Genomic DNA, 13,125 nt, shown 5'->3' with positions numbered 1-13,125 from the left:
AATGCGAACCATGTGGCTCTCTGCGACCATCGCGGCATGATCACTTGGCTGCGATCGCTCGCCCGGCGATGGACGATCCCCGTGCCGGTGCTCGCGGTCGTCCTGCTGATCCTCACCTGGCACCGAACCATGCCCGGCCCGGTCATCGCCCTGGTGACGGTGGTGCTCGCCGGCTCCGTCCTCGCGGCGGTGCACCACGCCGAAGTGATCGCCCACCGCATCGGCGAACCCCTCGGTTCCCTGGTCCTGGCCATCGCCGTCACGGTCATCGAGGTGGCGCTGATCGTCACGCTGATGGCCGACGGCGGCGACAAAAGCTCCACCCTGGCCAGGGACACCGTCTTCGCCGCCGTGATGATCACCTGCAACGGCATCGTCGGCATCTGCCTGCTCGTCGCCTCGCTCCGGCACCGCACCGCGGTCTTCAACCCCGAGGGCTCCGGCGCCGCGCTCGCGACGGTCGCGACCCTGGCCACGCTGAGCCTGGTGCTGCCGACCTTCACCACCAGCAAGCCGGGGCCGGAGTTCTCCACGCTCCAGCTGAGCTTCGCCGCGCTGTCCTCGCTGATCCTCTACGGCCTGTTCGTGACCACCCAGACGGTGCGGCACCGGGACTACTTCCTGCCCATCACCCGGCAGGGCGAGGTCATCAGCAGCGAGGACCATGCCAGCCCCCCGTCCAGGCGCACCGCCCTGATCAGCCTCGCCATGCTCGCCCTGGCACTGATCGGCGTGGTCGGCCTAGCCAAGGGCGTGTCGCCCGCCATCGAGACGGGCGTGGCGGCGGCGGGCCTGCGCCAGGCCGTCGTCGGTGTGATCATCGCCCTGCTCGTGCTGCTCCCGGAGACCATCGCCGCGTTGCGCGCCGCGCGCCGGGACCGTGTGCAGACCAGCCTCAACCTCGCGCTCGGCTCCGCGATGGCCAGCATCGGACTGACCATCCCGGCCGTGGCGCTGGCCTCCATCTGGCTGCCCGGACCGCTCGTCCTCGGCCTCGACCCCGTCCATATGCTGCTGCTCGCGCTGACGGTGGTGGTCGCCTCCCTGACCGTGGTGCCGGGCCGGGCCACCCCTTTGCAGGGCGGTGTCCATCTGGTGCTGTTCGCGGCCTACCTGGAGCTGGCGATCAACCCCTGACCGGGCCGGCCACCGTCTCCACCGCCGGTACGGGCGCCGGGTTCGTCTCCGGCAGCAGCGCGAAGCACCCCAGGCTGAGCAGCGCCATGCCGGTCAGATAACCGCCCACGCCCCAGGGGACGCGTCCGCCGCCCTGCGCGAGCGCCGTGGCCACGATCGGGGTGAGCGCGCCGCCGAGCACCCCGCCGAGGTTGTAGCCCACCGCGGCGCCCGTACAGCGCACCCGCGCGTCGAACAGCTCCGGCAGATAGGCGGAGACCACCGCGAACACGGTGACGAAGGCGAGCAGCGCGCCCAGCATCCCGAGGAACATCAGCAGCGGCTCGCCGCTCGCCAGCAGCGAGACCATGGGCAGCATCCACAGCGCGCAGGCCGCGCATCCGGTCACGCACATCGGCCGGCGTCCGTAACGGTCGCCCAGCATCGCCGCGGCGGGGATGAGCGGGGCCTGCACGAGCACCGCCGCCATGACGCAGGTCAGCATGACGCTCCGGCTCACCTCCAGCCGTTCCGTCGCGTACGACAGCGACCAGGTCGTCACCGCGTAGAACACCGCGTACCCGGCGGACAGCGCCCCCGCGGTCAGCAGCACCGGCCGTCTGTGATGCCGTACGACCTCCACGAGGGGCACGCGCGGGTGGTCGTCGATCTCCAGGAACCGGGGGCTCTCGGCGAGCGACGAACGCAGCCACAGCCCGGCCAGCGCGGGTACTGCGGCCGACCAGAACGGCACCCGCCAGCCCCACTGCGCGAATTGCGCGTCGGAGAGCCCGGCGGACAGCGCCAGCATCACCCCGTTGGCGAGCACGAAGCCGATCGCGGGCCCCAGCTGCGGAATGCTGGACCACAGGGCGCGCCGTCCGGCGGGCGCGTGCTCGACGGTGAGCAGGACGGCCCCGCCCCACTCGCCGCCGAGCCCGAGCCCTTGCAGGAACCGCAGCATCAGGAGCAGCACGGGCGCGGCCATGCCGATCGAGGCGTACGAGGGCACACAGCCCACCGCGATCGTCGAGGTGCTGGTGAGCAGCAGCGAGGCGATGAGCACCGGGCGGCGTCCGCGCCGGTCCCCGAGGTGCCCGAACAGCACCGAACCCAGCGGCCTGGCCACGAAACCCACACCGAAGGTCGCGAACGCCGCGAGCGTCCCGGTGGCCGGCGAGAACGAGGGGAAGAACAGCGGCCCGAGGACCAGTGCCGCCGCGGTCCCGTAGGCGTAGAAGTCGTAGAACTCGACCGCGGTGCCCGCGAGGGAGGCGGCGGCCAGGCGCGGCAGAGAAACCCTGGTCACAGGGCGTACGTCGTGCATGGTGTTTCAACTACCCACTGTGATCTCGGGTTACGGGGGCGTACAGGGGTGACCGAGTGGCCGAAGCGCGCGCCCGGGGCGAGTGGGGCACGGAGCCGGAGCGCACGCCGGAGCCGTGATAGACCGGGGACGAGCGGCGGTCGCGGACGCACCGCCCGGAACGACCGGAGGAACCGTGCCCCGCACCCTGGCCAACGCCCCGATCATGATCCTCAACGGGCCCAACCTGAACCTGCTGGGCCAGCGCCAGCCGGAGATCTACGGCAAGGAGACGCTTGCCGACGTCGAGGCCCTGTGCGCCAAGACGGCGGCCGCGCACGGGGGCACGATCGACTTCCGGCAGTCCAACCACGAGGGCGAACTGGTGGACTGGATCCACGAGGCACGCCTCGACCACTGCGGGATCGTCATCAACCCCGGCGCCTACTCCCACACTTCGGTGGCGATCCTGGACGCGCTCAACGCCTGCGACGGCATGCCCGTCATCGAGGTGCACATCTCGAACATCCACCGCCGTGAGACGTTCCGGCACCACTCGTACGTCTCCCTGCGCGCCGACGGCGTGATCGCGGGCTGCGGTGTGCAGGGCTACGCGTTCGGTGTCGAGCGCGTCGTGGCTCTCCTGGGCGCGACGCGGGCCGACGCGTAGCCCCGCGCCCTCGGAGGCCCTGAGGCGGTCCTACAGGCGGCCCGCGTCGACGATCCGCCGCAGGAAGCGCCGGGTGCGTTCCTGCCGCGGATCCCCGAACACCTGCTCCGCGGTGCCGCGTTCGAGGACGACCCCGCCGTCCAGGAAGCACACCTGGTCGGCGACGTCCCGCGCGAAGCCCATCTCATGGGTGGCCAGCACCATGGTCATCCCCTCGTCCTTCAGCCCCCGGACCACCTCCAGCACCTCGCCGACCAGTTCGGGGTCGAGCGCGGCCGTGATCTCGTCCAGCAGCAACAGCCGGGGCCGCACGGCGAGGGCCCGTACGATCGCCACGCGCTGCTGCTGGCCGCCGCTGAGCCGGTCCGGGTAGGCGTTCGCCTTGCCGGCCAGCCCGAGGCGCTCCAGCAGCCCCCTGGCCCGCTCCTCGGCCTCGGCACGACCGACGCCGTGCACCCGGCGCGGGGCGAGCGTGATGTTGTCCAGCACGGTCATGTGCGGGAAGAGGTTGTACGCCTGGAAGACCACCCCGATCCGGCGCCGCACCGCGTCCTGGTCGGTCCGCGGATCGGTGATCTCCTCGCCGTCCAGCCAGATCGCGCCGTCGTCGATCTCCTCCAGGAGGTTGGCGCACCGCAGCAGCGTCGACTTCCCGGACCCGGAGGCGCCGATCAGCGCGGTCACCGTGTGCGGGGCTACCTCCAGGTCGACGTCCCGCAGGACCACCGAGCCGCCGAAGGCCTTGCGGACCGACTCCATGCGCAGCACGGGCACGTCGCTCATAGGGATCCCCCCTGTTCCCGCCGACGGTCCAGCCGGGCCGTCAACCAGTCCGTGAAGCGGGTCATCGGAATGGTCAGCGCCACGAACACGAGGCCCGCCACGATGTACGGCGTGTAGTTCAGGCTGCGGCCCACGATGATGTCGGCCGCCCGTACGGCGTCCACCGCGCCGCCGATCGACACCAGGCCGGTGTCCTTCTGGAGCGACACCAGGTCGTTGAGCAGCGGCGGCACCTGCCGGCGCACGGCCTGGGGGAGTACCACGTAGCGCAGGGCCTGGCGGTTGGTCAGGCCGAGGGAGCGGGCTGCCGCGCGCTGGGAGGGGTGGATCGACTCGATGCCGGCCCGGAACACCTCGGCGACGTACGCCGAGTACGTCAGCGTCAGCGCCGTACCGCCGAGCAGTACCGGATCGACCGTGACGCCCTGGAGCCGCAGCGCGGGCACGCCCAGGACCACGATCATCAGATTGATGATCAGCGGCAGTCCGCGGAAGAAGTCGGTGTAGGCCGCCGCCAGCACGCGCAGGGGGAAGAACACCGGGCCGCGCAGGGTCCGCGCGATCGCGATCAGCATGCCGAGGACCAGGACGGCGATGCCGCAGATCACCAGCAGGCGGACGTTCAGCCACAGCCCTTCGAGGACCTTGGGCAGCGCCTCACGCGCGTACTGGGCGCTGAAGAACGTCTCCTTGGTGCGCGGCCAGCCGGGCGCGTCGACCACGACCAGGTAGAGCACGGCGGCGGTGACCAGGGTGGACAGCGCCGCGACGGCCGTCGCGCGGCGGGCCCGTGCCCGCTTGTGGCGCTCGCGCTCCAGCCGCCGCTCGGAGGGCACGTAGTCGTCGCCGGGCATGCCGTCCTCGTCGTCGGCTCCCTCCCACGCGGACTCGCCCTTGGTGACGGTCACTTGAGCACCGGGGCGCCGACGGCGTCGGACAGCCACTGCTGGTCGAGCCGCGCCAGCGTGCCGTTCTTGCGCAGGGCGTCCACGGCGCCGCTCACGCACGGGGTCAGCGCGCTCCCCTTGTCGAGCACCAGGCCGAACTGCTCGGGCTTGCCGCCCTGGTTCTCGAACTGACCGACGATCCTGGCGTCCGTCACCTCGGCCGAGGTGATGTAGAACGCGGTCGGCAGATCGGTGACGACGGCGTCGACCTGTCCGTTCTTCAGGGCGGACTTGGCCTGGTCGTTCTTGGCGTAGACGGCGGGCTCCTGCTTCGGCTTCACCACGTCGGTGATGTAGTCGAGGCTGGTGGTGCCCACCTGGGCGCCCAGTTTGAGGTCGCGCAGGTCCGCGATGCTCGTCGCCTTCGCGGCCTTGCCGCCCTTGAGCGCGATGACGGCCTGGCGCACGTCGTAGTAGCCGGAGGAGAAGTCGACGGCCTTTTTGCGTTCGGCGCTGATCGAAACCTGGTTGATGTCGAAGTCGAAGGTCTTCACACCGGGCGCGAACGCCTTGTTGAAGGGCACGCTCTGCCAGACCACCGCGTCCTTGCCGTACCCGAGCTGCCGGGCCACCGCGTAGGCGACCGCGGACTCGAAGCCCTTGCCATTGGCGGGCTTGTCGTCCTGGAACCAGGGCTCGTACGCGGGTTCGTCCGTCGCGATGGTCAGCTTTCCGGACGTCTTGGTGGCCAGCTTGCCCTTGGCGCAGCTCGTGCCGGCCGAACCGGCGCCGGTGGCCGGTGACTTCGCCTCGGGCTGCGGGGCGCAGCCGGCGGCGGTGGCGAGCAGGGCGAGGGTGGCGGCCGCTGCCGCGCGGCGCACTGTGCGAGGGGCGAGGTGCATGGCGGGAGAGTGGCAGTGAACTCGGCCTTTGTCGAGGTCACGACCATTTTTGTCCGCATAGTGGAAGCGGGTGTTGCGGCCGTGTGAACGCGGGCCCGGACGGCCGCGCACGGGCCCTGGCCGGGCCGCCGGGCCAGGGTGGGGTGGGCAGACCGGCGGCCCCCGCCGCTCGGGAGCCGTCAACCCGAGCGGGGCTGCCACCAGTTGACCCCGCGCCACGGGTCCGGGGGAGCGTGCGCGTGTGCCTGGCGCGTGCGAAACGTTCACACGGGGTGCGGGACGGCATCCATGCCTGGCGTACGGCACGCCTCTTACGAGCGGCCGGGGTTCACCACCCGCGCGCGTGCCACTCCGGCAGATGCGGGCGCTCGGCGCCGAGCGTGGTGTCGTCGCCGTGTCCCGGATAGACCCAGGTCTCGTCCGGCAGCACGTCGAAGATCTTCGTCTCCACGTCGTGGATCAGACTGGCGAACGCCTCCGGATCCTTGCGCGTGTTGCCGACACCGCCCGGGAAGAGGCAGTCGCCGGTGAAGACGTGCGGATGGCCGTGCGGGTCGTCGTAGACCAGCGCGATGGAGCCCGGTGTGTGCCCCACGAGGTGGCGCGCGGTGAGTTCCACCTGTCCCACCCGGATGACGTCGCCGTCGTCCACGAGCACGTCGGTGGGCACCGGGATGCCGGGCGCGTCCTCGCGGCCGGCGTACGTGCGCGCGCCCGTCGCGGCCACGACCTCGGCGAGCGCCTGCCAGTGGTCGCCGTGCTGGTGGGTGGTGACGACGGACGCGATGCCGTCGTCACCGATCATTCCCAGGAGCGTCCGCGGCTCGTTCGCGGCATCGATCAGAAGCTGCTCGTCGGTGGCCCGGCAGCGCAGCAGATAAGCGTTGTTGTCCATCGGCCCGACCGCGATCTTCGTGATCATCAGGTCCTTGAGCTCGTGCACATCCGCCGGCCCGCCGACCCTGACCTCGCCCGTGTACGTCATGACGATCAGCCTATGCCGTACCGGCGGGGAGCGACGCCTCACTGACGATCGAGCGCTGTCCCGCCCGCCACTTCCGTCTCGGCGCCCGCGACCGCTCTGCCGTGCCGCGCGTTCGAAACCTACAGCGGCGGGAGCTTCGGCAGGTCACCGCCGTCCGTCGTCAGGGCGGAACCGTCGCGGCGGCCGGCGAGCCAGCCGACCACGTCGGCCGGGGTGCCCGAGACGGTGATCTCGGGCTCGTCCGCGTGCCTGCCCGTGGTCCACGCGTGCGTGCCGTCCGTGACACGGGTCGCGGGGACGTCGGGATTGCCGGAGAAGCGCCGGGCCAGGAAGTCGGTCTCGCGCTCCAGGAACTCGGCGGGCAGGTCCTCCAGCTCGTACCCGATCCCGAGGTCCACATGGTGCAGCTCCACCTCGCCCCACCGGCGGAACGGCACCCGCGCCGCGTCGTCGGTGACCCCGTTGCGCAGCTCCACCGTGCGCGTCCAGTCCGCGGGCGCGTCCCCCGCCGCCCGGAACCGGTCCGCCGTCTCTCGCAGGTCGGCGAGCTGGGTCTCCAGGGGGCGCGCGGCGCCGCTGTCGATGTCCGCGTCCCGCGCCTCGGCGCTCGCGTACATGGGGCGGCCCTCGAGGACGTTCACGAGCGCGTCCGCGTTGCGGGCCAGGTGGGCGAGGACATGGCCGCGGCTCCAGCCGGGAAGCCGTGACGGCTCGGCGAGTGAGGCGTTGTCCAGTTGGGCGACCGCGTTGAGCAGCCGCTCGGTCGCGTCACGTACACATGCCAGGTCATGAGCGTGATCAATCATGGGCCCGACCCTAGCCGTGCCACTCGTTCGGGTGAAGCTGGTGAAGCTTGCCCGTTATTCGAATGCGCGTGCTATATGGTCGAAGGTGGCGTCGGGCATGCTGGAAGGCCGGGGATTGTTATGCAACCGGGCAATCCGACCGGCGTTGTCAGTGGCTCCCCCTAGTGTGAAGAAGCACGGGGGCTTCGCCCCTGTCACTTCTCCCAAGAAAGGTGCGGACCGGCGTGGCCGACCGTCTCATCGTCCGTGGCGCGCGCGAGCACAACTTGAAGAATGTCTCGCTCGACCTGCCTCGTGACTCGCTCATCGTCTTCACGGGCCTGTCCGGGTCGGGCAAGTCCTCCCTGGCCTTCGACACGATCTTCGCCGAGGGCCAGCGGCGCTACGTGGAGTCGCTTTCCTCGTACGCACGGCAGTTCCTCGGACAGATGGACAAGCCGGACGTCGACTTCATCGAGGGCCTGTCCCCGGCGGTCTCCATCGACCAGAAGTCGACCTCGCGCAACCCCCGCTCGACCGTCGGCACCATCACCGAGGTCTACGACTACCTGCGGCTGCTGTTCGCGCGCATCGGCAAGCCGCACTGCCCCGAGTGCGGCCGCCCGATCTCGCGCCAGTCGCCGCAGGCCATCGTGGACAAGGTCCTGGAGCTGCCGGAGGGGAGCCGCTTCCAGGTGCTCTCGCCGCTGGTGCGCGAGCGCAAGGGAGAGTTCGTCGACCTCTTCTCCGACCTCCAGACCAAGGGCTACTCCCGCGCGCGCGTGGACGGCAAGACCATCCAGCTGTCCGAACCGCCGACCCTGAAGAAGCAGGAGAAGCACACCATCGAGGTGGTCGTCGACCGCCTCACGGTGAAGGACTCCGCCAAGCGCCGCCTCACCGACTCCGTGGAGACCGCCCTCGGCCTGTCCGGCGGCATGGTCGTGCTCGACTTCGTCGACCTCCCCGAGGACGACCCGGAGCGCGAGCGCATGTACTCGGAGCACCTGTACTGCCCGTACGACGACCTGTCGTTCGAGGAGCTGGAGCCGCGCTCCTTCTCCTTCAACTCGCCCTTCGGCGCGTGCCCCGAGTGCACCGGCATCGGCACCCGCATGGAGGTCGACCCCGAGCTGATCGTCCCGGACCCCGACAAGTCCCTGGACGAAGGCGCCATCCACCCCTGGTCGCACGGACACACCAAGGACTACTTCGGCCGCCTGATCGGCGCCCTCGCGGACGCGCTCGGCTTCCGTACGGACATCCCGTTCGCGGGCCTGCCGCAGCGCGCCAAGAAGGCCCTGCTCAATGGCCACAAGACGCAGATCGAGGTGCGCTACCGCAATCGGTACGGCCGCGAGCGGGTCTACACCACGCCCTTCGAGGGCGCGGTGCCCTTCGTCAAGCGCCGGCACAGCGAGGCCGAGAGCGACGCCAGCCGCGAGCGCTTCGAGGGCTACATGCGCGAGGTGCCCTGCCCCTCCTGCGAGGGCACCCGCCTCAAGCCGATCGTCCTCGCCGTCACCATCATGGGGAAGTCGATCGCCGAGGTCTCGGCGATGTCCATCAGCGACTGCGCGGACTTCCTGCGCGAGCTGAAGCTGAGCGCCCGCGACAAGAAGATCGCCGAACGCGTGCTGAAGGAGGTCAACGAGCGACTGCGCTTCCTGGTCGACGTCGGCCTGGACTACCTCTCGCTCAACCGCGCGGCCGGCACCCTCTCCGGCGGCGAGGCCCAGCGCATCCGCCTGGCCACCCAGATCGGCTCCGGCCTGGTCGGCGTTCTGTACGTGCTGGACGAACCCTCCATCGGTCTGCACCAGCGCGACAACCACCGGCTGATCGAGACCCTGGTCCGGCTGCGCGACATGGGCAACACCCTCATCGTCGTGGAGCATGACGAGGACACCATCAAGGTCGCCGACTGGGTGGTGGACATCGGCCCCGGCGCCGGTGAGCACGGCGGCAAGGTGGTGCACAGCGGCTCCCTGAAGGAACTGCTCACCAATACCGAGTCGCAGACCGGTGCCTATCTCTCCGGCCGCAAGGCCATCCCGCTCCCGGACGTCCGGCGCCCCCGAGACCCCTCCCGCCAGCTCACCGTGCACGGCGCCCGCGAGAACAACCTCCAGGACATCGACGTGTCCTTCCCGCTGGGCGTGTTCACGGCCGTCACGGGCGTCTCGGGATCCGGCAAGTCCACGCTGGTCAACGACATCCTGTACACCCACCTGGCGCGCGAGCTCAACGGCGCGCGCACCGTCCCCGGCCGCCACACGCGGGTGGCCGGCGACGACCTGGTGGACAAGGTCGTCCATGTCGACCAGTCGCCGATCGGCCGCACCCCGCGGTCCAACCCGGCGACCTACACCGGCGTCTTCGACCACGTCCGCCGTCTGTTCGCCGAGACCACCGAGGCCAAGGTCCGCGGCTACCAGCCCGGCCGCTTCTCCTTCAACGTCAAGGGCGGCCGCTGCGAGAACTGCGCGGGCGACGGCACCATCAAGATCGAGATGAACTTCCTCCCGGACGTCTACGTCCCGTGCGAGGTCTGCCACGGCGCCCGGTACAACCGGGAGACCCTGGAGGTCCACTACAAGGGCAAGTCCATCGCCGAAGTGCTGAACATGCCGATCGAGGAGGCCATGCACTTCTTCGAGGCGGTCCCGGCGATCTCCCGCCATCTGAAGACGCTGCACGACGTCGGCCTCGGCTACGTCCGGCTCGGCCAGTCCGCCACCACGCTCTCCGGCGGCGAGGCCCAGCGCGTCAAGCTCGCCAGCGAGTTGCAGAAGCGCTCCACCGGACGCACGGTCTACGTCCTGGACGAGCCGACCACCGGTCTGCACTTCGAGGACATCAGCAAGCTGCTGAAGGTGCTGGGCGGCCTGGTCGACAAGGGCAACACGGTCATCGTCATCGAGCACAACCTCGACGTGATCAAGACCGCCGACTGGCTCGTGGACATGGGCCCCGAGGGCGGCGCCGGCGGTGGCCTGGTGGTCGCCGAGGGCACACCCGAGGAGGTCGCCGCGGTCCCGGCCAGCCACACCGGCAAGTTCCTGCGCGAGATCCTCGGCGACCGGGTCAGTGACGCGGATACCTCGAAGGCGCCGCGCGCGACCAGGAAGACGGCCGCCACCAGGAAGACCGCCGCGGCCGGGACGGCGGCGAAGAAGACGGTGACGGCCAAGGCCAACAACACGGCGACCAAGAAGGCCGCCGCGGCCACGAAGAAGACGGCTGCGACGAAGACCGTTGCGACGAAGACGGCCGCGAAGAAGGCGACGCCCGCGAAGAAGACGACGCGGGCGAGCAAAGCCTGACATCCGGTCAAAAGTACGGCGCCCCGCGGGAACTCCCCGCGGGGCGCCGTTCGTTCCACCATCAGCCGCATGAACCGGCGGCCGCTCCTTGACAAGAGCAGACAGCGAGCGGACGGCTCACACATCACCCAGCTCGTCCGCGTACGGCGGCTCCGCCCCCGCCCGTGAACAGGTGACCGCCGCCGCACGCGCCGCGAAGCGCAGCAGCCGCGCCCAGCCCTCCGTCCCGAGGGCGGCCAGTGCCTCCCGCGACAGCGCGTCCAGGGCGGACAGACCGTGCAGCAGCGCCGCGTTCACCGTGTCACCGGCGCCGATGGTGTCCACGACATCGACCTTCTCACCGGGCACGGAGCACTCCCCGCCGTCCCGCGTGTACACGGTCAGACCCTCGCCGCCCCGCGTCACCACCACGGCCGACGGTCCCTCGGCCAGCCACTCGCGCGGCGTCCCGCCCAGCCACGCCGCGTCCTCCGCGGACACCTTCAGCAGCGTCACCGAGGGCAGCCAGCCCGCGAAACGCGCCCGGTAGGCGTCCGCGTCCGGGATCAGCCCCGCCCGGATGTTCGGGTCGAGCGCGGTGAACAGCCCCTGCCCGGCCGCCCCGCGCATCAGCTCCTCATAGGCGCTCGCCCCGGGTTCCAGGACGAGCGACAGGGTGCCGAAGGACACCGCGCGGGTGCCCGCGGGGAGCGCGGCGGGCGCGGTGAAGAGACGGTCGGCGGTGCCCTCCACATGGAAGGAGTACGACGCCGAACCACCGTCGTCGATCGTGGCCACCGCAAGGGTCGTCGGCTCCGGCCCGCGTTGGACACCCGACACCTCGACGCCGGCCCGCCGCAGCCCGTCGAGCAGCGCCTCGCCGAAGGCGTCGTACGACATACGGGAGCAGAAGGCGGTGGGGGAGCCGAGCCGGCCGAGGGCCAGGGCGGTGTTGTACGGGCCGCCTCCGGGCGCCGGTTTCAGGGCCGCGAGGGCACCGGGGCCCTGCGGTACCAGGTCGATCAGTGCCTCACCGGCGACGACGATCACGAGGCGGTTCCCTTCTCGGACGGAGGCTCGGGCGGGATCTCGGACAGGACGGACGACGCGGCCGGCGCGGCTGCCGCGGGCCGCTCGGGCTCCTCCGGGCAGCCGCAGGAGGTGCGGTGCACGAACGCGCAGGGCAGCCGCACGGTGCGGGACGGCAGGCCCGGCTCGGCCAGGCGTTCCAGGAGCAGCCGTACGGCGCGGGCGCCCAGTTCCCGGCTGGGCTGGGCGACGGCGGTGAGCCGGGGCGAGAAGAGGTCGGCCCAGGGAAAGTCGTCGAAACAGCACAGGGCGATGTCGCCGGGCACGGATAGACCGCGTCGCCGCAGGGCGCGCAGGGCGCCGAGGGTCATCGCGTTGTTGGCGGTGACGAGCGCGGTGGGCGGATCGGGAAGGGCGAGCAGAGCGGTGGTGGCCCGCTCGGCACCGGCGGACTCCGAGTTGCCGGACACCACAAGGCGGTCGTCGTGCGCCAGGCCCGCGGTGGTGAGGCCGTCCAGGTAACCCGTGACGCGCTCACGGGTCGTGCTGAGCCCCGGCAACCCGGCGATCAGACCGACCCTGCGATGCCCCAGCCCGGCGAGATGGGCGACGAGGCGGGCCGTCGGCGCGGCGCTTTCCGCACAGACCTGATCGAAGAGCGGGGCGGCCGCGGTCGCGGTGTCCGGCGCGCTGCCGGGCCCAGTCGGGTCGATCAGCCGGTCCAGGAACACGGTCGGCACGGCATGGCGGCCGAGGTAGTCGACCAGCTCGCCCGGCCGCGCGGACGGGGCGACGATCATGCCGTCGACCCGGCGCTCATGGAGAAGCTGCGCGACCTTGCGCTCGTGAAGGGGGTCGTCGTGCGGATCGGCCAGGAGCAGCCCGTAGCCGGACTCCAGGGCCGCGGTCTCGACACCCTGGAGGATCTCGGTGAAGTACGGATTGCTGACCGCCGACACCGCGAGCCCGATGGAACGGGTGCGCGCGGTCACCAACGAGCGGGCCAGGGTATTGGGCGTGTAGCCGAGCGCGTCCACGGCGTCCAGGACGGCCCGGCGGGTACCGGGCGACACCGGGCGCGTGCCGTTGAGGACGTGGGAGACGGTCGCCACGGAGACTCCGGCGCTCCGCGCGACGTCCGCCATGGTGGCCATCGTTCCCCCTCCTCGCCGCCCGCCGGACGGGCGCCCTCCGGCCGGGAAGGTACCCCACCGGCCGCCCCCGCGTAAACGCTTGCGCAAGCGTTTACGCGCCCGCTCTCGCCCTAGGCGGTGTCTTCAAATGATCATTGCTGGTAGATCATGGTGTCGTGATACGTCGCCATGAACTGTCGGATGCCGAGTGGGAGTTCGTCCGG

Annotated in this window: 11 protein-coding genes; 3 read left to right on the top strand and 8 right to left on the bottom strand. The window is 70.9% G+C overall.

The window, feature by feature from the left end; translation table 11 throughout:
* The first annotated feature begins 36 nt into the window (after positions 1-36).
* Positions 37-1,137: a calcium:cation antiporter gene (locus AC069R_RS18735; protein WP_478767912.1), complete on the top strand. Its 1,101-nt coding sequence runs from the start codon at positions 37-39 to the stop codon at positions 1,135-1,137.
* Here AC069R_RS18735 and AC069R_RS18730 read toward each other — a convergent pair.
* Positions 1,127-2,443, bottom strand: a complete 1,317-nt coding sequence (locus AC069R_RS18730; protein WP_478767910.1) for an MFS transporter — start codon at positions 2,441-2,443, stop codon at positions 1,127-1,129. The genes AC069R_RS18735 and AC069R_RS18730 overlap by 11 nt on opposite strands.
* A 175-nt stretch (positions 2,444-2,618) precedes the next feature.
* On the opposite strand from AC069R_RS18730, the gene aroQ reads away from it, so the two are divergent.
* Entirely contained in the window at positions 2,619-3,092 is a 474-nt protein-coding gene (aroQ, locus tag AC069R_RS18725) for a type II 3-dehydroquinate dehydratase (protein WP_478767909.1), read from the top strand.
* A 30-nt stretch (positions 3,093-3,122) separates the two neighbouring features.
* Here the strand turns inward: aroQ and AC069R_RS18720 are convergent, their stop codons facing one another.
* The 5 genes from AC069R_RS18720 to AC069R_RS18700 all read right to left on the bottom strand — a co-directional run bounded on the left by AC069R_RS18720 (position 3,123) and on the right by AC069R_RS18700 (position 7,455).
* Positions 3,123-3,875: an amino acid ABC transporter ATP-binding protein gene (locus AC069R_RS18720; RefSeq protein ID WP_478767908.1), complete on the bottom strand. Its 753-nt coding sequence runs from the start codon at positions 3,873-3,875 to the stop codon at positions 3,123-3,125.
* Positions 3,872-4,783 carry an amino acid ABC transporter permease gene (locus tag AC069R_RS18715; RefSeq protein WP_478767907.1) on the bottom strand — a complete coding sequence of 304 codons (912 nt, stop codon included), beginning with the start codon at positions 4,781-4,783 and terminating at the stop codon, positions 3,872-3,874. Before AC069R_RS18715 ends, AC069R_RS18720 begins: the two co-directional genes overlap by 4 nt.
* Positions 4,780-5,664, bottom strand: a complete 885-nt coding sequence (locus AC069R_RS18710) for an ABC transporter substrate-binding protein (RefSeq protein WP_478767905.1) — start codon at positions 5,662-5,664, stop codon at positions 4,780-4,782. The genes AC069R_RS18715 and AC069R_RS18710 overlap by 4 nt, the downstream gene beginning before the upstream one ends.
* 328 nt (positions 5,665-5,992) lie before the next feature.
* The gene (locus tag AC069R_RS18705; RefSeq protein WP_478767903.1) at positions 5,993-6,649 is read right to left on the bottom strand and encodes an MBL fold metallo-hydrolase; all 657 of its coding nucleotides are present in this window, start codon (positions 6,647-6,649) and stop codon (positions 5,993-5,995) included.
* Between the two features lie 119 nt (positions 6,650-6,768).
* The gene (locus AC069R_RS18700; RefSeq protein ID WP_478767902.1) at positions 6,769-7,455 is read right to left on the bottom strand and encodes a maleylpyruvate isomerase family mycothiol-dependent enzyme; all 687 of its coding nucleotides are present in this window, start codon (positions 7,453-7,455) and stop codon (positions 6,769-6,771) included.
* 224 nt (positions 7,456-7,679) lie between these two features.
* Between AC069R_RS18700 and uvrA the strand changes: the two genes are divergently transcribed.
* A complete protein-coding gene (uvrA, locus tag AC069R_RS18695) occupies positions 7,680-10,760 on the top strand; it encodes an excinuclease ABC subunit UvrA (RefSeq protein WP_478767901.1) in 3,081 nt (1,026 codons plus the stop codon).
* 117 nt (positions 10,761-10,877) lie between these two features.
* Here the strand turns inward: uvrA and AC069R_RS18690 are convergent, their stop codons facing one another.
* Together AC069R_RS18690 and AC069R_RS18685 are read right to left on the bottom strand one after the other, a co-directional pair.
* Positions 10,878-11,789, bottom strand: a complete 912-nt coding sequence (locus AC069R_RS18690) for a carbohydrate kinase family protein (RefSeq protein ID WP_478767900.1) — start codon at positions 11,787-11,789, stop codon at positions 10,878-10,880.
* A complete protein-coding gene (locus AC069R_RS18685; protein WP_478767899.1) occupies positions 11,786-12,922 on the bottom strand; it encodes a LacI family DNA-binding transcriptional regulator in 1,137 nt (378 codons plus the stop codon). Before AC069R_RS18685 ends, AC069R_RS18690 begins: the two co-directional genes overlap by 4 nt.
* Positions 12,923-13,125: the final 203 nt, after the last annotated feature.

This window comes from Streptomyces sp. NPDC043952 (genome assembly GCF_056435325.1).
This window is presented reverse-complemented; position numbering and strand designations above follow the sequence as displayed.

Excerpts from the sequence above, each read along its gene's own strand:
- AC069R_RS18735 (WP_478767912.1), top strand. The coding sequence starts at position 37 with ATGATCACTTGGCTGCGATCGCTCGCCCGGCGATGGACGATCCCCGTG.
- AC069R_RS18730 (WP_478767910.1), bottom strand. The coding sequence starts at position 2,443 with ATGCACGACGTACGCCCTGTGACCAGGGTTTCTCTGCCGCGCCTGGCC.
- AC069R_RS18720 (WP_478767908.1), bottom strand. The coding sequence starts at position 3,875 with ATGAGCGACGTGCCCGTGCTGCGCATGGAGTCGGTCCGCAAGGCCTTC.
- AC069R_RS18710 (WP_478767905.1), bottom strand. The coding sequence starts at position 5,664 with ATGCACCTCGCCCCTCGCACAGTGCGCCGCGCGGCAGCGGCCGCCACC.
- AC069R_RS18705 (WP_478767903.1), bottom strand. The coding sequence starts at position 6,649 with ATGACGTACACGGGCGAGGTCAGGGTCGGCGGGCCGGCGGATGTGCAC.
- AC069R_RS18700 (WP_478767902.1), bottom strand. The coding sequence starts at position 7,455 with ATGATTGATCACGCTCATGACCTGGCATGTGTACGTGACGCGACCGAG.
- AC069R_RS18685 (WP_478767899.1), bottom strand. The coding sequence starts at position 12,922 with ATGGCCACCATGGCGGACGTCGCGCGGAGCGCCGGAGTCTCCGTGGCG.